Annotated in this window: 19 protein-coding genes; 6 read left to right on the top strand and 13 right to left on the bottom strand. The window is 47.2% G+C overall.

The window, feature by feature from the left end; genetic code table 11:
* Window positions 1-10: 10 nt before the first annotated feature.
* The 7 genes from LU290_RS06760 to LU290_RS06730 all read right to left on the bottom strand — a co-directional run bounded on the left by LU290_RS06760 (window position 11) and on the right by LU290_RS06730 (window position 5,039).
* A complete protein-coding gene (locus LU290_RS06760; protein ID WP_277807847.1) occupies window positions 11-556 on the bottom strand; it encodes an NADPH-dependent FMN reductase in 546 nt (181 codons plus the stop codon).
* Between the two features lie 73 nt (window positions 557-629).
* A complete protein-coding gene (gene hscB / locus LU290_RS06755; RefSeq protein ID WP_277807846.1) occupies window positions 630-1,157 on the bottom strand; it encodes a Fe-S protein assembly co-chaperone HscB in 528 nt (175 codons plus the stop codon).
* Between the two features lie 42 nt (window positions 1,158-1,199).
* Window positions 1,200-1,520 (bottom strand): iron-sulfur cluster assembly protein IscA, encoded by a 321-nt coding sequence (gene iscA / locus LU290_RS06750; RefSeq protein WP_277807845.1) that lies wholly within the window; start codon window positions 1,518-1,520, stop codon window positions 1,200-1,202.
* Window positions 1,521-1,634: 114 nt separating this feature from the next.
* Window positions 1,635-2,021 (bottom strand): Fe-S cluster assembly scaffold IscU, encoded by a 387-nt coding sequence (gene iscU / locus LU290_RS06745; RefSeq protein WP_277807844.1) that lies wholly within the window; start codon window positions 2,019-2,021, stop codon window positions 1,635-1,637.
* 119 nt (window positions 2,022-2,140) lie between these two features.
* Complete coding sequence (locus LU290_RS06740; protein WP_277807843.1) at window positions 2,141-3,364, bottom strand: IscS subfamily cysteine desulfurase; 1,224 nt, start codon at window positions 3,362-3,364, stop codon at window positions 2,141-2,143.
* A complete protein-coding gene (locus LU290_RS06735; protein WP_277807842.1) occupies window positions 3,361-3,873 on the bottom strand; it encodes an Rrf2 family transcriptional regulator in 513 nt (170 codons plus the stop codon). The genes LU290_RS06740 and LU290_RS06735 overlap by 4 nt, the downstream gene beginning before the upstream one ends.
* Window positions 3,874-4,328: 455 nt before the next feature.
* Complete coding sequence (locus LU290_RS06730; RefSeq protein WP_277807841.1) at window positions 4,329-5,039, bottom strand: hypothetical protein; 711 nt, start codon at window positions 5,037-5,039, stop codon at window positions 4,329-4,331.
* 432 nt (window positions 5,040-5,471) lie between these two features.
* Here LU290_RS06730 and LU290_RS06725 point away from each other — a divergent pair, with 432 nt between their 5' ends.
* Window positions 5,472-5,744 (top strand): HU family DNA-binding protein, encoded by a 273-nt coding sequence (locus tag LU290_RS06725; RefSeq protein ID WP_277807840.1) that lies wholly within the window; start codon window positions 5,472-5,474, stop codon window positions 5,742-5,744.
* A gap of 198 nt (window positions 5,745-5,942) precedes the next feature.
* Complete coding sequence (locus LU290_RS06720; RefSeq protein ID WP_277807839.1) at window positions 5,943-7,781, top strand: SurA N-terminal domain-containing protein; 1,839 nt, start codon at window positions 5,943-5,945, stop codon at window positions 7,779-7,781.
* A 322-nt stretch (window positions 7,782-8,103) separates the two neighbouring features.
* Here LU290_RS06720 and LU290_RS06715 read toward each other — a convergent pair whose 3' ends face one another.
* The 3 genes from LU290_RS06715 to LU290_RS06705 form a co-directional block, all read right to left on the bottom strand.
* On the bottom strand, window positions 8,104-9,312 hold the full coding sequence (locus LU290_RS06715) for an alpha-hydroxy acid oxidase (protein ID WP_277807838.1): 1,209 nt from the start codon (window positions 9,310-9,312) through the stop codon (window positions 8,104-8,106).
* Window positions 9,313-9,539: 227 nt separating this feature from the next.
* Entirely contained in the window at window positions 9,540-11,291 is a 1,752-nt protein-coding gene (locus tag LU290_RS06710; RefSeq protein ID WP_277807837.1) for an L-lactate permease, read from the bottom strand.
* Window positions 11,292-11,573: 282 nt separating this feature from the next.
* Window positions 11,574-11,969: a thioredoxin domain-containing protein gene (locus LU290_RS06705; RefSeq protein ID WP_277807836.1), complete on the bottom strand. Its 396-nt coding sequence runs from the start codon at window positions 11,967-11,969 to the stop codon at window positions 11,574-11,576.
* Between the two features lie 202 nt (window positions 11,970-12,171).
* Here LU290_RS06705 and mtgA point away from each other — a divergent pair, with 202 nt between their 5' ends.
* The 4 genes from mtgA (at window position 12,172) to thiI (ending at window position 17,323) form a co-directional block, all read left to right on the top strand.
* Entirely contained in the window at window positions 12,172-12,846 is a 675-nt protein-coding gene (gene mtgA / locus LU290_RS06700; protein ID WP_277807835.1) for a monofunctional biosynthetic peptidoglycan transglycosylase, read from the top strand.
* Window positions 12,847-13,045: 199 nt separating this feature from the next.
* The gene (gene ppk1 / locus LU290_RS06695) at window positions 13,046-15,289 is read left to right on the top strand and encodes a polyphosphate kinase 1 (RefSeq protein ID WP_370688524.1); all 2,244 of its coding nucleotides are present in this window, start codon (window positions 13,046-13,048) and stop codon (window positions 15,287-15,289) included.
* On the top strand, window positions 15,286-15,774 hold the full coding sequence (locus tag LU290_RS06690; RefSeq protein ID WP_277807834.1) for a YchJ family protein: 489 nt from the start codon (window positions 15,286-15,288) through the stop codon (window positions 15,772-15,774). The genes ppk1 and LU290_RS06690 overlap by 4 nt, the downstream gene beginning before the upstream one ends.
* A gap of 100 nt (window positions 15,775-15,874) precedes the next feature.
* Window positions 15,875-17,323 (top strand): tRNA uracil 4-sulfurtransferase ThiI, encoded by a 1,449-nt coding sequence (gene thiI / locus LU290_RS06685; RefSeq protein ID WP_277807833.1) that lies wholly within the window; start codon window positions 15,875-15,877, stop codon window positions 17,321-17,323.
* Between the two features lie 140 nt (window positions 17,324-17,463).
* Here the strand turns inward: thiI and LU290_RS10680 are convergent, their stop codons facing one another.
* The 3 genes from LU290_RS10680 to LU290_RS06665 form a co-directional block, all read right to left on the bottom strand.
* Entirely contained in the window at window positions 17,464-18,213 is a 750-nt protein-coding gene (locus tag LU290_RS10680) for a glutathione peroxidase (RefSeq protein WP_370688523.1), read from the bottom strand.
* Between the two features lie 119 nt (window positions 18,214-18,332).
* The gene (locus tag LU290_RS06670) at window positions 18,333-19,172 is read right to left on the bottom strand and encodes an exodeoxyribonuclease III (RefSeq protein ID WP_277807832.1); all 840 of its coding nucleotides are present in this window, start codon (window positions 19,170-19,172) and stop codon (window positions 18,333-18,335) included.
* 197 nt (window positions 19,173-19,369) lie between these two features.
* Window positions 19,370-20,080: a TetR family transcriptional regulator gene (locus LU290_RS06665; protein WP_277807831.1), complete on the bottom strand. Its 711-nt coding sequence runs from the start codon at window positions 20,078-20,080 to the stop codon at window positions 19,370-19,372.
* Window positions 20,081-20,235 lie beyond the last annotated feature (155 nt).

The raw sequence follows: 20,235 nt of genomic DNA, 5'->3' as shown, positions 1-20,235 counted from the left end.
TCAAAGGTCATCAAAACTTGGCAATAAAAGTCTCAAAGGCATTCATAAAGCCTTGTAGGGTCTTTTTGGCTTGTTCGCTGACAAGCTCGCCATTGTCATCAAACGCCCCTGCAAAGATGCCGCCAATCACGCCAGCATACGGGCAGACGGGCATATTGATGTGTGAGCTACTGGCAATCACACGCAGGGCATCGACCGTGCGATTGCTGCCACTGGCATTGGCACTGACAAGCCCCAAAGGTTTGCCAATCCATAGGCTTTGACCTGCTGGACGAGACACGACATCAATGGCGTTTTTGAGCATGGCAGAGTAGCTGCCGTTGTGTTCCGGGGTTGCCCAAATGACGGCATCGGCGTCTTTGACCGCCGCACGCACACGAGTGTAGGCAGCGATGTCTTGGTCGTCTAAATCACGATCGTACAAAGGCAAATCGCCAATCTCAAAAATGTTAAGTTGTAGTGACGCTGGTGCGATTTTTTGCAAATGCTTGATGGTTGAGTGATTGATGGAAGTTTGGCTGGCTGAGCCGATGAGTACGGCAACTTGTTTGGTCATGAAGCTTACCTTGGATTTTTTAAATAAATTTTAAATAAAACAGTGAAATTTGTCAGTTTGGTATTGAGGGCTGTCAAACATACAGCTCGTCATCATCGTTATTGCTGGGTATGGCTCGGCTGAGTGCTTGCACGCAATCTTTATGCAAATTGTTTAAAAATTTCAGCTTTTGAGCGTGCGTTTTGGCGGCTTGCCATGATTGCTGTTGATGCAGGGCATTAAATTCATCAGCAGTGCGTGCCAAAAGTTCACTCACTTGCTCGCCAATGGTTTTGATTTGAGCGGTATTTTCTTCAAAAGTTGCGTCTTCTAAATCCATGCGGTGCGTCATCATTTGCATTAAAAATGATTCATCAGAAATGGATTGGTCTGAATTAAAATCAATATTGGCAAGCTCAAGCAAATACACGGCACGGCTGTCGTGATGACTAAGCACATCAAAGGCGTGGTTAATCAAGGCGGTGTTTTGCTCGGCTTTGGCTTGGTCGTCTGCGTGGTCTGGGTGGTGCTGTTTTTGTAATTGCAAAAACCGCTCTTTGAGTGATTTTTCATCAATTTCAAACGCCACTGGCAAGCCAAACAATTCAAAAAAATTATTCATCAAATCAAGCCCTAAACCTTAAAGATTTGCGCAAATCCCAAATCATACTGTAAATGATTCGCCACAACCACATTCGCCTGTTTGGTTGGGGTTGGTGAATTTAAAGCCAGAGTTTAGCCCTTCGGTCACATAGTCCATTTGCAGACCGTTCAGATATACTAGGCTTTTTGGATCAACAAACACGCTCACGCCATCATTGTCAAAACGCTCGTCCGTGTCATTTGGCTCATCAACAAATTCTAGCACATAGGCAAGTCCTGAGCATCCTGCCGTTCGTACGCCCACACGAATCCCTACGCCGCCTCCACGATTTTCCAGGAAATCTTTGACATGCTGGGTGGCTCGTTCGGTCAGGGTAATCATAACTTCTCCTATGTGTTTATTTGTCTGATTTTAAAGCCATGAAGTCAGGCTTTATTTGGGCGCATCATTATTCGCCTCTACAAGCCTGATTCATGGTGCTTTAAGAGCCAGTGATTAAGCAACCGATGCTTTTGATTGATAATCTTCAATCGCCGCTTTGATGGCATCTTCGGCAAGTACCGAGCAATGCACTTTTACGGGTGGCAAAGCCAGCTCTTCGGCGATGTCTTTGTTTTTGATGGCGGCGGCTTGGTCTAAGGTTTTGCCTTTGAGCCATTCGGTAACCAGAGAGCTTGACGCAATCGCAGAGCCACAGCCGTAGGTTTTGAATTTGGCATCTGTAATGATACCGTCATCGCCCACTTGGATTTGTAGACGCATCACATCGCCACACGCAGGGGCACCCACCATGCCTGTGCCGACATTTTTGGCGTTTTTGTCTAGGTTGCCCACATTGCGGGGGTTTTCGTAATGGTCAATGACTTGGTCTGAATATGCCATGATGATTTTCCTTATTTGGGTAGGCTTGATGGCGGGTCAGATTGCCAATCACTCATCAAGCCGATTACCTATCTTGTTGATATTTTTAACTTGTTGATATTTTTAATAAGTTGGCAAAATTAGTGCTCTTGCCATTCAACCTTACTAAAATCCACGCCTTCTTTGAACATGTCCCAAAGTGGCGACAATTCACGCAGTTTATTGACTGCATCAGTGATTTGGGCAAGCACACGATCGATGTCGGCTTCGGTGGTGTAGCGACCAAAGCTAAAGCGGATTGATGAGTGAGCCAGCTCATCAGGGCGACCGATGGCACGCAGTACATACGATGGCTCAAGCGTGGCAGAAGTACAAGCCGAACCGCTTGATACCGCCAAATCTTTAAGCGACATCATCAAAGATTCGCCTTCAATGAAGTTAAAGCTGACATTTAAGATGTTTGGAATGCCATGCTCAAAACTGCCGTTTAGATAAATCTCTTCAATGCCTTGCAAGCCATTCCATAGCTTATCACGAAGTGCCTTGATGTGGGTGTGGTCTTCGTCAAAACGCTTGGCAGACAAAGCGAACGCTTCGCCCATGCCAACGATTTGGTGTGTCGCCAAAGTACCAGAACGCATACCACGCTCATGACCGCCACCGTGCTGTTCGGCTTTGATACGCACACGAGGCTTACGACCTACATACAACGCACCAATACCCTTTGGACCGTAGATTTTGTGTCCAGAAAAACTCATCAAATCAACTTTCAGCTCACCAAGGTTGATTTTGATTTTGCCGACTGCTTGAGCGCCATCGACATGGAATAGCACGCCTTTTTCACGAGTAATCTCGCCGATTTTGGCGATGTCGGTGACTGTGCCAAGCTCGTTGTTTACTGCCATAAGGCTTACCAAAATGGTGTCAGGGCGAATCGCTTCTGCCACTTGTTCAGGTGTGATGATGCCTGTACCTTCTTGTGGGGTTAGGTAGGTGATTTCAAAGCCTTCTTCTTCTAATTGACGGCAAGTGTCAAGAATGGCTTTGTGTTCAATCTTGGATGTGATGATGTGTTTGCCTTTTTCGTGGTAAAAATGTGCCACACCTTTTAGGGCAAGGTTGTCTGATTCGGTTGCACCACTGGTAAAAACGATTTCGCGCGGGTCAGCACCGACTGTTTCAGCGATTTGTAGGCGAGCGTTTTCAACCGCCTCTTCTGCTTGCCAGCCAAAGCCGTGACTGCGAGATGCAGGGTTGCCAAAAATGCCGTCAAAGGTCATGTATTTGACCATTTTGTCAGCGACTTCTTCTGCAATCGGCGTGGTGGCAGCGTAATCTAAGTAAATTAAGGAATTCTGGCTCATGCTGGATTTACCCCAAATAAGTTGATGGTGTTGATGTGATCTTTTTTATCGCTTTTGTCGCTGTGGGCTTTATGCTCTTGGCGGTCGGCGATGAGTTGTGTGTTTTTTGAATTGAGCAGTTGATCTAGCGTGACATTGCTCAAATATGCTTCGATGTGTGCTGATAAATTGAACCACAAATCATGAGTAAGACACATCGAGCCGTCCTGACAGTCGCCTTTGCCGCCGCATTGCATGGCATTGACGCTTTCATCAACGGCGGTGATGATGCTCATGATGTCAATCTCATCTAGTGGCTTAGCAAGATGATAACCGCCAGACGCACCACGAGTGCTATTGACCAAGCCTTTTTTGCGGAGCTTAGAAAACAGCTGTTCAAGATAGGAAATGGAGATGGATTGGCGTTTTGCGATGTCTGACAGCGAGACCGCACCTTGATGGCGGTTTTCTTGCACTGCCAAGTCAAGCAGGGCAGTCACAGCATATCTACCACGAGTGGTTAAGCGCATACTAAATACCCAAAAAATGTTTGCCTAGCTGTTGTGATGAGTGGACATCATTCATAAAGCATTCACACTCAAAGCCAGCATCGGTGGTCAAAATCTGCGTGTATTATAATAATTCCTAGTAAATAGGTCAAGATTATTTTGAGTGTGTCGGCTGTATTTTTTATCAAATCATCAGATTGATAAAATCAATGGCGATAAGCAATAAGTTAAGTAGAGGTAAATAAAGTACTTAATAAAAATGATGATGGCTTCTGTGATGATTTTGGAGTGGTGATTTTTGGTGAATTTTGGGCGTGGGGTAAAATAAACGCCCAAAACCTAAAAGGCTGGGCGCTCATATCACTTATATATTGTGTTTGGCTGGCTTGGCTTGGTTGGACGGCTTGTCAAAGCTTATCAGCCAAAAGTCTTTCATGCCAAAGCTTATAGCAAAAATTCGTACAATTTGCACAAGCTCATACAAAAAAGTGCGAAACGATGGCAGCGATCGCCACCAAGGCGGCAATGATAAAGCCTGTGAAAGTGCTTTTTTGCTTGGTTTTGGCTTCGGCAAGCTGAGTATTTAGGCGAGCGTTTTGCGTAGCCAGTGACTCAATCTGCGCTGACTGCTCGGACAGCTTGGCTTTCAGTTCGCTGATTTTTTCAGCCTTTTGTTCTGGGGTGGGCTTGCTGTCAGGATTCTTTTTGACTTTGCGAATCAGCTGATCAATCACGCCGCCGATACCAAGCTGCACCAAAAAGTCTTTAAGCTGAGCGACTGGCACGACATCACCACGAATTTGCAGCTTTTCGACGGCATCGATGCTGTGGTTGCTCAAAACGCCAGCCAGCTCAAAGCTATAAGCATTGATCATGATGTCGGCGCTTTGTTTGTGCGCAGGCAGCTGTGTGTCTAGCAGTACGCCATGTTCATTGAAGGTGGCAAATACTTGCACATGCGGCAGATAAGTGCGGATGCTCACCACCACGCCGTCTTGCACCAAAGGATAAGCAAGCTGGCGCAGCTTTGGGTTGAATCTGAGCATGAGCGTGATGGCAGACTCTAAGAAGACCAACACAACGCTAAGCACGCTTTGGGAGATCACGCCGTTTGGTCGTCCACTGTCGCTTTCTTGTGGCTGGGCTTGCGGCTGAGTGGGGTGATTAAAAATTTGGTTATCTGCCATGAAAATGTCCTAAATGTTTTAAATCTAAAAGTCTAAAAATTGTCATAAGCACTGATTGTATCCTAAAACCATAAAAATTCAAAACGACTGTGCGAAAAATTTACAGATTTTTGCAAAAAGCTACGATTTTTTGCGCAAATTACCGTAAATTACATAAAATCTTATAAATTTACTTGCATATTATCACAAGTCTTGCTATAAATGTGGCATTGTGTTTGTGGTGACGAATAAGGAAAGTGCGCACACTGCCTATAAAATGCGGATGATTTTAGGAAGTTTACAAGATTTTTGCTACTTTTTTGTAAATTTTACAAGATTTTTGCGCTCATCCCCTTGTAAATGACTAATGATAATCATACAATGCACACTAACGACGGGCGCTGTTGTGCTCATCGATCATTTTAATTTTAACTCAACGGTGAGGAATTCATTATGAATAAGTCAGAATTGATTGATGCGATTGCTAACGAAGCAGGTCTAACCAAAGACCAAGCCACCAAAGCACTAAATGCATTCACTTCAAGCGTTCAAGGCGCTTTGGTGCGTGGCGATGATGTGGTATTGGTTGGTTTTGGTACTTTTAGCGTCAAAGAGCGCGCTGCTCGCACTGGTCGCAACCCAAAAACTGGCGAGCCACTAGAAATCGCAGCCAGCAAAGTACCAGGCTTTAAAGCAGGTAAGGGTCTAAAAGACGCTGTCAACTGATCTTGCCCTAAGCAGTCAGATGATCAACATAAAACATCTCTTAACCAAAGAGATGTTTTTTTATGCCTTGTGGGCGGCATGATTCGGCTTTGCATGCTGAGCATATTTGTAAAAAATTTACAAAAAATTTTGAGTATTTGGTTGATTTAGCGTATTATAGTAAGGTTTATTTTATCGACTTTTTAAAAGTGACTTGTTATGGAAAAATTGCGTAATTTTTTGCAAAGCTGGCCGGGTCGAATTACGATGGGTCTGGTTTTGGTGCCGATGGCGTTTTTGGGCGTGCAAGGCATTGGCGGTGGCGGTGCGATGAGCTCAAATGAGCTGGTGCGTGCAGGCGACAGCTCGATTGGCATGAACGAGTTTCAATCTGAGCTTAATAACTATCGCTCGCAGCTGTTGCAACGAGTCGATGCAAGTATGATCAATGAAGCGGCTTTGGTTGATGAGGTGGTGGAGACGCTGGTGAGTCGTGCGCTACTACAAAACCAAGCGCACCTGCTTGGCATGACGGTGTCTGATGAGGAAATCAGCCGCCTGATTGCACAAGATGAAAGCTTTCATCAAGATGGGCAGTTTTCCAATGACATTTTTGCGATGTTTTTGCAGCAAAATAACTTAACCAAAGACGAGCTGTTTGCACGATTTCGCACTCAGCTGAACATTCGTCAGCTGACCGCAGGCATTTTGGGCACGGCAGTCTATCCAAATACGCAGGTGAGCCGTCTGCTTGATTTGCAGCTAGAAGCTCGTGAGGTGTGGGTGCACCGCTTAAAGTGGCAGGATTATGCTCAGGCGGTGACGGTGAGTGCAGCTGAGATCGAGGCTTATTATAATGCCAATAAAGAGGCCTTGGTGCGTCCAGAGTCGGTGGATTTGGCGTATATTGAACTGTCGGCTGATGATGTGAAGGTCACAGCGCCGACTGAGGCAGACATTGAGGCGCAGTATCACACTTATTTGCAGCAAAATGGTCTGTCAGATGGTCGTGAGCTGTCGCAGATTCTGCTTTCTGGGGCGGATGCACAAAGTAAGGCAAATGACATCAAGGCAAGACTGGATGCGGGCGAGTCTTTTGAGGCGTTGGCAAAAGCGCATTCTGATGACCCAAGTGGTGAATCGGGCGGTCACATCGGTCAGTACAATCCTGCGGTGTTTGGCAATGATGCAGCAGAGGTCAGCTCGGCGCTGTCTGGTTTGAAGGTTGGCGAGGTGAGCCGTCCGGTCAAGACAAGCTTTGGTTATCAGATTTTCAAGGTGACGAAAGCAGGCAGTGTGACGATTGACAGCGTGCGTGATGAGCTGGTGCGGATGGCGACTCAAAATCAGCGCCAAGCCGCTTATAACGACTTGATTGCTAAGATCAACACCATGGCGACCGATGGCGTCGGCATCGCTGACATTGCCGCCGAGACAGGGCTGAACGCCAAGTCGATCGCCAGTTATCCAAAGCAAAACAATGCCACGGCGCTGTCACAGCCTACCGTGATTGCCGCAGCGTTTGATGATTTTACCATTCAAGATCAGGCGGTGAGCGCCAACATCACACTGGGCGATAAGACGGTGTGGGTGCAGCCAACCAACCATCAAGAGCCTAAAAGTCTGACTTTGGCAGAAGCAACCGAGATCATCAAGGCGAAGCTCACCAAGCAAAAGGCGAGCGAGCTTGCACTGGCTGATGCCAATAAACTGGCAAATGAGGCTAAGGCAAATCAAGGTCGCACGCTCATGACGCCAAGCACAAACTATGGCATCACCACTCGCCAAAACCCAAATCTGTCTGCCCAAGAGCGTTCAAGCTTGTTTTTGTATAAATCAGGGGCGCACGACATTTGGGCGGTGCAGACAGACGATGGGGCGAGCGTGATTGTCGGCGGTCCTGTCAGCACGCAAGCCACCGCTCAAATCTCAGCGGCTGAGCGCTTACAAGCTGCGGCGATGATCCGTGATAATATCGGTCAAGATCAGCTGTCAGACTATGTGCAGTATCTAAAAGACACCACAAGCGTGAAAGTCAATCGTGATGCGATCAGATGATATTCATAAAGATAAACACAAAACCCAGCGGCAAAGCTGGGTTTTTTGATGGCTTTCATGCAGGTTTTGATTTTAAAAATGTTGAAGTTTGTTGCAGTGTTAAAGCGTTGAAGTCTGACGGTTTTTTGCTTTGTATAAATATTCTCGTAGCATGTGAAAATTGACATAAAATTTACCATGAATCCCTAGGGGTTGTCGCCTTACCAGAGCGTATCATATTTTGGGTTGGTCGGTATGGATAAAAATTGGCATGGATAAAAACTCCACGATAAGTAAATCATCGTGGAGTTTAAGAGGGTGTTTACACGACCTTTAAAAGGCATCACCAGCGGATAGGCGTGATGTGTGGGTCGGAGATTTTTAGATTCTCATAAGTGCCCTTGACAAAGATGTCTTCATTGACGGTGCTGATGTTGGTATGACCACAGAACGCCATCGTGATGTCGCACTCTTTGTAGATGATTTCTAGGGCGCGGCGTACGCCATCTTCGCCATATGCGCCAAGACCATATAGAAAAGAACGACCAATCATCGTGCCTTTTGCGCCCAGTGCGATGGCTTTTAGGACATCTTGACCTGAGCGGATGCCGCTGTCTAGCCAAACTTCACACGCACTGTTTTCGGCTTGAACGGCTTGTACGCAGTCGGCTAGGGCGGAGATGGAGCTTGGTGCGCCGTCCAGCTGACGACCGCCGTGGTTTGAGATGACCATCGCATCAGCGCCAGATCTGGCGGCCAAGATGGCATCTTCTGGCTCCATGATGCCTTTGATGATGAGTGGACCGCCCCACAGCTCTTTAATGCGAGCGACATCGTCCCAGTTTAGGCGAGGGTCAAACTGCTCAGCTGTCCAAGAAGATAGGCTTGACAAATCGCCTACGCCTTCTGCGTGCCCGACGATGTTGCGGAAAGTGTGGCGTTTTGTGCCAAGCATATTAAAGCACCATTCTGGCTTGGTCATCAGGTTTAGGATATTTTTTAGGGTGGGTTTTGGTGGTGCAGACAAGCCGTTTTTGATGTCTTTGTGGCGCTGACCTAAGACTTGCAAATCCGCTGTCAAAATCAATGCCGAGCAGTTGGCTTCTTTGGCACGGCGGATAAGATTTTCCATGAATTTCTTATCACGCATCACATACAGCTGAAACCAAAACGGCTTGGTGGTGTTTTCTGCCACATCTTCAATCGAGCAAATACTCATCGTCGACAGCGAAAATGGCACGCCAAATTTCTCCGCCGCACGCGCTGCGTGAATCTCACCGTCCGCCCACATCATGCCTGTAAAGCCAGTCGGAGCGATCGCCACTGGCATGTGCACATCTTGTCCGATCATTTTGGTGGCAAGTGAGCGACCTTCCATGTCCACAAGCACTCGTTGGCGCAGTTTGATGCGGTCAAAGTCGGTTTCGTTGTTGCGATAAGTGGTCTGTGTCCATGAGCCGCTGTCCACATAGTCGTAGAACATTCGTGGCACTTTGCGCTCGGCAACACGGCGCAGGTCTTCGATTTCGGTGATTTTGCTTAAATCTGCCATAAGACAACCTTATTTTATTTGATGAATTTATCTAATGAATGGTGCGACTATTTTAACGCTTTTTGCATAAAAATCCCAATGATTTTGCAAGCATTGTGCAAAATTCATTAAAATTTAGTAAGAAATTGCGTATAAAATAACCCTTTAAAGGATTTAAAAGATTTAAAAAGAAATTTGCCAAAGAAAAACAGGCTTGAAATCCAAGCCTGTTTTGTAAGGTGAGGCGATTATGCCTTAGCGCCTGACTTTGACATCACACCAAAAAACACGACAGGCCAGATGACCGCACCGATCCACCAAACGGGATTGAAGATGAACGCCATGCCAATCAGACCTGCTTGAATGACATAATAAGTCATGGCGATCAAGGTCTTACGGATGATGAGACCTTCACGGTTCACCATACCTACGACCGCACAAGCAGCGACGACATTATGCACGCTGATCATGTTGCCCGCTGCACCACCGACCGCTTGTAGCGCCACGACTTTCGCCGCTTCGATGGCATTTAGATCAATCTGGGCTGCGGTGCTCCACTGGAAGTGAGCAAACATCATGTTAGATACAGTGTTTGAGCCTGCGATGAAAGCACCCAATGCACCAATCCAAGGCGAGACAAGCGGCCACATACCTTCAAACAAATCAGCTGCACCTGCTGCCAGCACTTTTGGCATGGCAAGGATGGGCTCAGCGACATCGGCAGGCGTGCCTGAGTTGATGAATACTTGTACCATCGGGATTGAGAACAGTAGGGCGGGGGCGGCAGCAAGCATGGTTTTGCCAGAGGCTGACCAGCTTTTTTTCACCGTATCACCTTTCATGGCAAATAGGAAAATACACGCAATCGATACCAAAAGCAGCACGGTACCCGGAGAGTAAAGTAGCTGTGTTTTGTTGGTAATAGAAGTGCCTAGGATGTTGCTGTAAGTGATGACAAAATTCTCATTCAGCCATGCTTTTAGTGGCTTGATGGTACGAGTGGCGATCAAAATGCCAATCACCAATAGATATGGGGTGAATGCATAGAGCGCTGAGAATTTTGATTTTTCGTTGATGTCGATGTTGGTCGGCGCAAGCGTGCCTTTCCAGTCGTCTTCCCATTTGTCACGAGTGGCAAAGTCGAAGGTCTCTTTTGGTGTCAAAAAGCCGTATTTTGCCGCAGGAATGACGATTGACAAACCAACGATGGCACCGACCAATGATGGCAGCTCAGGACCGATGAATTTGGCGGTGAGATAATAAGGAATGGTGAAGGCAAGCCCTGCAAAGATGGCAAATGGCGCTGCTTTTAGACCTTCGGTAAAAGAGCGTTTTTCGCCAAAGAAACGGGTCAAGAAACCACACAAAATCAGCGGAATCAAAAAGCCGACAGTGGCATGCACAAAGCCGACATTGGCACCGATCTGCACGATGTAGTCATTAAAGGCGATGCCTTTTTCGGCGATGGCAGCAGCGACATCTTCTTTGTTTTCAAGACCTGAATTGACACCGATTAGGATGGGCGTACCCACCGCACCGTATGATACTGGCGTGGATTGAATGATTAGAATTGCCATCACACACGCCATCGCTGGGAAACCTAGGGCGAGCAGTAGCGGTGCGCCGACAGCTGATGGCGTACCCCAGCCTGTCGAGCCTTCGATGAGCGAGCCGAACAGCCACGCCACGATGATCATCTGCACACGGCGGTCAGGCGAGATGCCCATAAAGCCTTGACGGATGGCGACGATGGCGTTGGATTCTTTGATGGTGTTCAATAGTAAAATCGCAGAAAACACGATGAACAACACATTGATGGCGGTCAAAACACCGTGAATGGTGGCGGCAGCGACTTGGTTACCGCTGGTTTGCCAAACAAAGTATGACAAGGCAGCTGTCGCAAAATAAGCGACCGCCATGGCAATCTTGGCAGGCAGTCGCATGACGACAAGCAGTACAAATACAATAAGGATTGGCAGCATCGCCAAAAAGGTAAGCATAATAGCGCTCCATGTGACCGCAAAGCGGCACGCTGATCCGTGAAAAAGCCGCACAACAAACGATGTCGACCTGTTCTTTTGTTGATTTTATGTCAAAAAAATAAAGTAACTGCAAGACAGCTACTTAAATGTGTCGCTATTGTACTTGCTTTTTTGCCAAAAAGGAATATCTTTTGGCGGTAAATTTTGTATTTTTTTAAGAAGAATGATGAAAAGTGATTAACACTGCTTATCAATCAGACATTGTGACGCAAAAGACTTGTGATGCAAAAAATTGGTGCATCAGTCTGCCAGCGCCAAAATGTCCATCGCCCCAAATGGATAGCACAGCAGCCGTCTTGGGGTGATCAGCACAGGAATCATCACGCCCAAAGTCTCAATCAGCACATCGTCTGCGGCATTGATGAGATCCAGCTGATGCACGGGCGGCACTAAGGCGATGGTGCGCACTTGGTCAAGCAGCTTGTAAGCTTCATCGCAAAGATGACAGCCGTCCGTACCAAGCAGATACCAGTCCTGAACATAAAACTTATCTGCCGCATCTTTGTCTGCGGTGGTTTGAAAGGATGACAGCAGCATTTGCTGAAATTTGCCAAAGCTTTGGACATCAAGTGCTGTCAGGGCAAAGCGGTCTTGGGATAGGCGGTCTAGTAGGTGGATGAATTGTTGATGAGTCATGGTGTGATGATGAGATAAAATCGCTAAAAATGATGATGTTTGATAAAGACAAATGCCAAAAATGGTGTACAATACCTAAAAGTGGCAAATCTAAAAGCAAGGCTTGATGAGCGCCGTCTGCCTTGTCGGTCGGATGCATTGCAAATTATACCGCAGTAAATTATACCGTAAATTGATCGTATCGTAAAATGAGGCTCTTTTTGTGCTAAAAAAACTGTTTCGTTGGATTGTATTGCCGCTTTTGGCGATTTTTGTGGGCTTTAATGTCGTGGTGGCGGCTTTGTTGGGTATTGGCAAAGTCGTACCTGTGACCGAGTCGGCATTCATGATGGCGCACCGCATTGGTGGTGGCGAGGTGACGCAGACTTGGGTGGATTATGATGACATCGCAAAGTCTGCCAAACAAGCCGCCATCGCCAGTGAAGATGCGACTTTTGCGACGCATAACGGCTTTGATTTTGCCAGCATTGAGCGTGCCATCAAGCGCAACGAGGCCGAAGGGGCGATCTCGATGGGTGGCTCGACCATCAGCCAACAGCTTGCCAAAAATCTATTTTTGACATCGCACCGCTCGTACATCAGAAAGGCTGAAGAGGCGGTGATTGTCGTGATGATGGAGGGCATTTGGGATAAAAAACGCATTTTGGAGGTGTATCTGAATGTTGCCGAATTTGGCAATGGCATCTACGGCATCGAGGCGGCAGCGCAGCATTATTATGGCAAATCTGCCAAAAACCTAAGCCGTGAGCAGTCCGCTTTGCTCATCAGTATGTTGCCCAATCCTAAATATTTTCAAAAAAACAAAAACGCCAAGCGGCTGCGCAACAAGCAGCGCATCATTTTACGCCGCATGAACAGTGCCGTACTACCCAGCTAAACGCCAAATGCCACACGCCTGCATCAATGATGGAGGGAGTTTGGTGATTTAAGGTAATGAACATGTGAAAATTGCAAAAATTGAACATGTGAAACATTGCAAAATTGACATCAAGGCGACATTCAAAATCTAAAATGTGTACAGCAAAAGATGTATTGGCAAATAAAGTAAATATAGCAAATAAAAACAGGAGAAATCCATGACGCAAACTAAACAGACGACAAACCAAGAGACATCAATGATGCAGCCCATCGTCACGCAGGGCATACCAAGCATTGAGCAGCAAGCCATGCAAAGCGTGCTGGGGACAGCGCCACCGCCTGAGGAGCTGCATGAGATCGTGCCTGTATTTAATGACACTGGCGACTACACCCCAGAGTGCTACATCAACCGTGACTTATCCACGCTGCGCTTTCAGCTGAGAGTCTTGGCACAGGCATTAAACCCCCGTCATCCACTGCTTGAGCGGATGTTCTTTTTGATCATTTTTTCGTCAAATATGGACGAGTTTTTTGAAATTCGTGTGGCGGGTCTGATCCAAAAAATGAAAAATGGCAATAAGTCGAGCAGTCTTGATGGCAGACGACCTTCCGAGCTTTTGGCGGAGATCAGCCAAGTGGCGCACCGTGCGGTCGATGAGCAGTATCGCATTTTAAATGAAGAGATTTTGCCAGAGCTTGCCAAATCAGACATTCGCTACCTAAAACGCCATGAGCTCACCGATGCACAAAAGGCGTGGATGCGAGAGTATTTCTTTCAGCAGGTGCTGCCTGTTTTGACACCGATCAGCATTGACCCTGCGCACCCATTTCCACGCCTTGTCAATAAATCTTTGAACTTCATCGTAAGCCTTGAAGGAAAGGACGCTTTTGGGCGGGACATCAACCGTGCCATCGTGCCAGCGCCCCGTTCGCTACCACGAGTGATTCGTCTGCCAGATGAGCTGACGGGTGGCAAGGATCATCATGTGATGCTTTCGGCGGTGATTCACGAGCATGTGGGCGAGCTGTTTTTGGGCATGAAAGTGACGGGCTGTCATCAGTTTCGCCTGACTCGTAATGCCGACCTTGCTTTGGCGGATGATGTGGAGGATTTGGCAAAGGCGCTAGAAGGCGAGCTTGACAATCGCCGATTTGGGCATAAGGTGCGTCTGGAAGTGACGACCAACTGCCCCAAAGAGACTTATGAGTTTTTATTACAAGAATTTGAGCTTGATGAAAGTCAGCTGTATCGTGTCAATGGACCTGTCAACCTGACTCGTATGCTGACCAGTTTTGCCAAGCCTGAGCTGAAATTTTCGCCATTTACGCACGCCATTCCTAAGGCGTTTCGTGGCATGGAGACGGTGCGAGTCGCCAAAGATGATACTTTGATGTTCAACGCCATCAAAAAGCAAGATGTGCTGGTGCATCATCCGTTTCACGCCTTTACGCCTGTGGTAAATCTGCTTTGGCAAGCGGCAAACGACCCTGATGTCTTGGCAATCAAACAGACGATCTACCGCTCTGGGACAAATTCTGAAATCGTGCAAGCCCTAGCTGCTGCCGCTCGTAACGGCAAGGAAGTCACGGCAGTGATTGAACTGCGTGCCAGATTTGATGAGGCGAGCAACATCGCTGTGGCAAATATGCTCCAAGAGGCTGGGGCGGTGGTGGTGTATGGCGTGGTCGGCTATAAGACGCACGCTAAGCTTATGTTGATTGTCCGCCGTGAAGAAGGACGCATTCGCCGTTATGCCCACTTGGGGACGGGCAATTATCATGCAGGCAACGCCAAAGCATACACAGACTACGGACTATTTACCGCCAACGAACAAATCTGCGAAGATGTGCATGGCGTGTTCGTACAACTGACAGGCATGGGTCGTCCAATGCCATCGCACCAGATTTTGCACGCACCATTTACCTTGCACGACGGCTTGATGCGACTGATTGATGATGAGATTCATCATGCCAAAAACGGCAAAAAAGGGCGAATCATCCTAAAATGCAACGCCATCACCGAACGCCAAATCATCAATAAGCTCTACGAAGCCAGTCAAGCAGGCGTGGAGATTGATTTGATCGTGCGGTCTATCTGCTGTTTGCGTCCGCAGGTTAAGGGTCTGTCCGAAAATATCCGAGTGCGTTCGGTGGTGGGGCGATTCTTGGAGCATACTCGTGTGTATTATTTTGGCAATGATGTTGAAAATGGCGGTCAAGAACGCCTATACTGCGCCAGTGCCGACTTGATGGATCGAAATCTGCTTCACCGTGTGGAAGTGGCTTTTCCGATTTTGGATAAAAAGTTATTCCAAAAAATCTATCAAGACGGTCTGATGAATTATCTTAATGACAATGTGCAGGCGTGGGAGCTTGATGGGCGTGGCGAGTGGAATCAGGTGCAACATGGCGACAGCATTCATGACGCACAGCAGATTTTGTTGGAGAAAATTTGCCTATGACAGCAAGGGTCATCACGCCGACGGCAGCCTGCCCTTGTGGCGGTGTCGCTTATGATAAATGCTGTCAGCCACTGCATTTGGGTGGTGTGGCGGTCAGTGCTGAATCGCTCATGCGATCAAGATTTTCGGCATTTTCTTTAAAAAACACCGATTACATCATCGCCACAACCACGCCCAGTCAGCAGACATTGCTTGACAAGCAGGGCTTGGTAGCGTGGGCGGATGAGATGAATTGGGCGCGCCTTGAAGTGGTCAGCCACATTCCCAAGATTGGCAAACGCCACGCCCAGGTCAAATTTCGTGCCTACTTTCGCAATAAAGATGGCAGTGAGGGCTGTCATGAAGAGCTGTCGGCTTTTGTTAAGATTGGCGAGCGGTGGTATTTTTTAGATCCGACTGTGCCAAATACTTTGACAGGCAAACAGCTGTGCCTTTGCGGTAGTGGTGAGAAGTTCAAGGCCTGTTGTGGTAAGTTTTTGGCATGATGGTGCGTGAAAAATCGTCTTGAAATCATACATTTGATGGGATAAAAAGGTGTATAATACGCCTTTTTGTCTTTTTATTTTCTATTTTTTTGGCTTGATTATGAAATTTATCGTTAAATTATTTCCAGAAATCATCATGAAAAGCGAATCCATTCGCAAGCGATTTGTAAAAATTTTAAAAGGAAACATTCACAATATTTTATTGCGTCATGATGAAAATGTGCGAGTGATTCGTCATTGGGATTTTTTGGAAGTGCGATTTAGCGATGAGAGCTTGGCGGCGGTGCTGATGGATGAATTGCAACGCATTCCAGGTATTCATCATATTTTGACGGTGGAAGAGACGCCATTTACCGACTTGCACGACATTTTTTTGCAAACTTTGGCTTATGTGGGCGATGGTCTTGAAAATAAGACTTTTTGTGTGCGTGTCAAGCGTCGTGGTCATCATGAATTTGACTCAATGGAGGTCATGCGTTATGTGGGTGGTGGTCTAAATCAGCACATCAGCAGTGCCAAAGTCCAGCTCAAAGACCCTGATGTGGTGGTCAAGCTTGAGATTGATCATGATAAATTATTGTTCATTAAAGACCGTCATGAGGGGATTGGTGGCTTTCCTATCAGCGCCCAAGAAGATGTGCTGTCCTTGATTTCTGGTGGTTTTGACTCTGGCGTGGCAAGTTATATGTTTACTCGTCGTGGCAGTCGTGTGCATTATGTGTTTTTTAATTTGGGCGGTCGTATGCATGAGGTTGGCACTAAGCAGATGGCATATCAGCTTTGGCAACGCTACGGCTCATCACACAAAGTGCGATTCATCACAGTGGATTTTGCACCTGTGGTAACGGAAATTTTGACGAAAGTTGATGACTCGCAGATGGGCGTGGTGTTAAAGCGAATGATGGTTCGTGCTGCCAGTGCCATTGCTCGCCATCATCGCATCGAAGCGCTGGTAACAGGCGAGGCGATGGGTCAGGTGGCAAGTCAGACGCTCACCAATTTACACATGATTGATAAGGCAAGTGAAGTTTTGGTATTAAGACCGCTGATCACCCATGATAAGCAGAGTATCGTGGCGATGGCAGAACAAATCGGCACGGCGGACATTGCCAAATCCATGCCAGAGTTTTGTGGCGTGATTTCAAAAAGCCCGACGGTCAAGGCGGTAGAGCATAAGATACTTGCCACGGAAGAAGACTTTGATTTTGCCATCTTGCAGCACGCCATTGATCAGGCGACTTCTATTGACATTCGTGACATTGCCAATGAAGAGCAGCAAGAACATACCGTCCAGACGGTTTTTGAAGTGTTGCCTGATGAAGTGGTGCTGGACATTCGTACGCCCGATGAAGTGGATGATGCGCCGTTGTCTTTGCCTAATGTGATTGCCATGCCGTTTTATCGTCTTGATTCGCACTTTGGCGAGCTGGATCAGAGTAAGACCTATCTTTTGTACTGTCAGCGTGGCGTGATGAGTGGTCTGCAAGCGGTGTATTTAAAAGAAAAAGGCTTTCACAACATCAAAATCTTTAAGATGAATGGCAAATAATACCCACTTGTTAAAAATAATTTAACATTCTAAGGGCATGGCTGGGGTGGGTGCAGAAATTGTGTGAGCTGACCGCATTCATCGTGTATAAAAAATGGGGATGAAAATCATCATCCCCATTATGCTAAAAAAGCCTATGATCATAGCGTGCATTCAGCGCTGTTTAGGTGGGCTTGTAGCTCATCATTACCACCGATGTGCTGACCGCCGATGAATACTTGTGGCGCAGTCTCACGACCAGTGATGGCGCGCACAGAAGTCATCGACGCATCACGACCCAAGATGATCTCTTCATAGGCTAAGCCACGCTCAGCAAGTGATGCTTTTGCCTTGGCGCAGTGTGGGCAGCCTGGCTTGGTGATGATGGCAACTGATGGCTTGTCCTGCCAGTTGTTGTCCAAATAGCGGATCATGGTGTCGGCATCAGAGACTTCAAACGGGTCGCCATCTTTTTCTGGCTCGTCAAAGATTTTGACGATGGTGCCATTGTCCACCAGCATTGAGTAGCGCCATGAGCGAGGACCAAAGCCAAGATTTTCTTTGCCGACCAAACGACCCATGCCTTTGGTGAATTCGTCATTACCATCTGGAATGATACGGATGTTGCCACATTCTTGGTCAGCTGCCCAAGCGTTCATGACGAAAGTATCATTGACAGAGACGCAGATGATGTCATCAATGCCAAGTTTTTTAAATTCGCCAGCCAGCTCGTTGTAGCGAGGGAGGTGTGTGGATGAGCAGGTGGGTGTGAAAGCGCCTGGTGGAGAGAATGGTACGACTTTTTTGCCATTAAATAGCTCGTCAGTGGTCACATCGACCCAGTTGTCGCCTTGGCGAGTGTGGAAAGTAACGCTCGGTACTTTTTGAGCGACCATGTCATTAAATGCCATGATTGCTCCTTGGTTTGTTGAGTTGAAAACGGTGCTTGATTACAATTTGGCTCATCAAGCATGAGATTATTTCACTATATTTTAACGCATTTTACATCTTTTGATGTGTACCTCTAAACTTAGCTTAGCAAATAGTCAATGACGACAGGGGCGTGGTCTGAAAACCAAGTGTCTTTGTACACCCAAGCACCCACCGCACGCTCACGCCAGTCGGGCGAGCAGGCGTGATAATCAATTCGCCAACCGACATTCTTGGCGCGAGCCTGCCCACGATTTGACCACCACGAATAGACATCTGCCTCTTTGCGCACCACACGAAAAGTGTCCACATAGCCGAGCGTATCATAAATATGATCAAGCCACGCCCGCTCGTGCGGCAGACAGCCGGACGCTTTTTGATTGCCAGACCAGTTTTTGATGTCGATGCGTTTGTGCACGATGTTGTAGTCGCCACAGATGATGACGGATTTTTCTTCCTCTCGCCAGCGTTTTAGGATGGCTTTGTACTCGTCCAAAAACAAGTCTTTGCGTGCTTGTGCCTCATCGCCTGATGAGCCAGATGGCAGATACAAAGATGAGATGAATACGGGTTTTTCCAAGCCAAGATTGAATTCAGCGGTGATAAATCGCCCCTGTGAATCAGCCAGCTCAAAACCAAGACCACGACTCACCGACACCATCGGCAAGCGGCTATAAATCGCTGTGCCAGCATAGCCTGCACGCTCGGCAGGAAACAGCTCGGCATACCAGCCCTCAGGCTTAAATTTGTCCGTCCACTGCTCGTGTGTGATGCGGGTCTCTTGCATGCACACGACATCGGCCTCGCACACCGCCAGCCAGTCAAACAGTCCTTTTTTCTCAGCAGCTCTGAGTCCATTGACATTGATGGAGATGACTCGAAGTAGGCGTTCGGCATTATTAAGGGGGTGGTGGGATTTTGGGCGGTGTAAATAAGGCATGGCTTGGGTTTGTTGGTTATTGTGTGAAAAATCAGTTATTTTAGCACAGATTTTCAAAATCGATGTAGGTTTGTGTGAATTTATAAGAGATGGTGGGTTTGCCCTGTATGATTGCAGTATGATTGCACTGATGATGCTGCCATCTTTGAAAAAATCAGCCTAAATAGGCGCTGCGACCAAAGATGGCGGGCGCAAAATCAATCATCAAGCAGGGTTTCTTCGTTGGATTTCCAGTTGTAAGCGCCATACAGTAACATCTGCATCTGACGGGTGCAGCGGTGTAGCATGGCTTTCTTTTGGTTTTCTAGCTCGGCAGGGGGTGTGCGTTCGTCGTCATCTTCGTCTGTCAGGCTTGGTAAATAAGTCAGTTCAAGCCAATCAATGATCCACGAAAAGCTCAGATTGACACCGATTTCCGCCAAAAGATAGCGGTCTTTGGCGTCGATGTGTTCAAAGGCAGGTTGTAGTGCCAAATCGTCACTCATGACTTTGGCAAAAAACTTAATCTGCTCGCTGACGGCGCGGCGCACCGACTCAGAGCCACCAAAGCGCTCACTGGCGATAAACTGCCAATAGCGTGGCTGCGCATCCACCGCCTTAAAAAATAGCTGAACGCTTTTGGCGATTTGTCTCTCAAAGCTGCGTTTTTTGCCCAGCTGCATGTGCTCACGCAGCATCGCCATCGCACTGCCCAGCTCATCTTCAACCAGTGCCTTGCCTAGACTTTCCATGTCATCAAAATGACGGTAAAAAGCGGTCGGCACAACGCCCACTTCACGAGTCACTTGGCGCAGGCTGATCGAGCTGTAACCTTGCCCAGTCATGCAAAGATCTAGTACGGCATTAAAAAATGCTTGGCGGGTTTGGCGTTTTTTTTGTTCACGGGTGGCAGGTCTGTCTTGGGTCATGATGATGTCCGTGTGTGAGTGGCGTACACTTTGGTGAATGAGTGTATATTATAATAAAATCGCTGATATTTTCAATCAAATTCATAAAATGTTGCATTTTATGACGGACAAGTGGCGGTTTTGGTCTTATCGACAGCGTGCTTCATGCCTGTAAG

Origin of the sequence: Moraxella nasibovis (assembly GCF_029581575.1) — a bacterium.
GTDB lineage: Bacteria > Pseudomonadota > Gammaproteobacteria > Pseudomonadales > Moraxellaceae > Moraxella > Moraxella nasibovis.
Note: the sequence above shows the minus strand (reverse complement) of the source record. Positions and strands in the feature narration are given on the sequence as shown.

Excerpts from the sequence above, each read along its gene's own strand:
- LU290_RS06705 (WP_277807836.1), bottom strand. The coding sequence starts at position 11,969 with ATGACTCATCAACAATTCATCCACCTACTAGACCGCCTATCCCAAGAC.
- LU290_RS06740 (WP_277807843.1), bottom strand. The coding sequence starts at position 3,364 with ATGAGCCAGAATTCCTTAATTTACTTAGATTACGCTGCCACCACGCCG.
- LU290_RS10680 (WP_370688523.1), bottom strand. The coding sequence starts at position 18,213 with ATGGCATTTAATGACATGGTCGCTCAAAAAGTACCGAGCGTTACTTTC.
- LU290_RS06690 (WP_277807834.1), top strand. The coding sequence starts at position 15,286 with ATGACAGCAAGGGTCATCACGCCGACGGCAGCCTGCCCTTGTGGCGGT.
- LU290_RS06735 (WP_277807842.1), bottom strand. The coding sequence starts at position 3,873 with ATGCGCTTAACCACTCGTGGTAGATATGCTGTGACTGCCCTGCTTGAC.
- iscA (WP_277807845.1), bottom strand. The coding sequence starts at position 1,520 with ATGATTACCCTGACCGAACGAGCCACCCAGCATGTCAAAGATTTCCTG.
- LU290_RS06715 (WP_277807838.1), bottom strand. The coding sequence starts at position 9,312 with ATGGCAGATTTAAGCAAAATCACCGAAATCGAAGACCTGCGCCGTGTT.
- LU290_RS06710 (WP_277807837.1), bottom strand. The coding sequence starts at position 11,291 with ATGCTTACCTTTTTGGCGATGCTGCCAATCCTTATTGTATTTGTACTG.
- LU290_RS06730 (WP_277807841.1), bottom strand. The coding sequence starts at position 5,039 with ATGGCAGATAACCAAATTTTTAATCACCCCACTCAGCCGCAAGCCCAG.
- LU290_RS06725 (WP_277807840.1), top strand. The coding sequence starts at position 5,472 with ATGAATAAGTCAGAATTGATTGATGCGATTGCTAACGAAGCAGGTCTA.
- ppk1 (WP_370688524.1), top strand. The coding sequence starts at position 13,046 with ATGACGCAAACTAAACAGACGACAAACCAAGAGACATCAATGATGCAG.
- LU290_RS06760 (WP_277807847.1), bottom strand. The coding sequence starts at position 556 with ATGACCAAACAAGTTGCCGTACTCATCGGCTCAGCCAGCCAAACTTCC.
- LU290_RS06665 (WP_277807831.1), bottom strand. The coding sequence starts at position 20,080 with ATGACCCAAGACAGACCTGCCACCCGTGAACAAAAAAAACGCCAAACC.
- hscB (WP_277807846.1), bottom strand. The coding sequence starts at position 1,157 with ATGAATAATTTTTTTGAATTGTTTGGCTTGCCAGTGGCGTTTGAAATT.
- thiI (WP_277807833.1), top strand. The coding sequence starts at position 15,875 with ATGAAATTTATCGTTAAATTATTTCCAGAAATCATCATGAAAAGCGAA.
- LU290_RS06670 (WP_277807832.1), bottom strand. The coding sequence starts at position 19,172 with ATGCCTTATTTACACCGCCCAAAATCCCACCACCCCCTTAATAATGCC.
- iscU (WP_277807844.1), bottom strand. The coding sequence starts at position 2,021 with ATGGCATATTCAGACCAAGTCATTGACCATTACGAAAACCCCCGCAAT.
- LU290_RS06720 (WP_277807839.1), top strand. The coding sequence starts at position 5,943 with ATGGAAAAATTGCGTAATTTTTTGCAAAGCTGGCCGGGTCGAATTACG.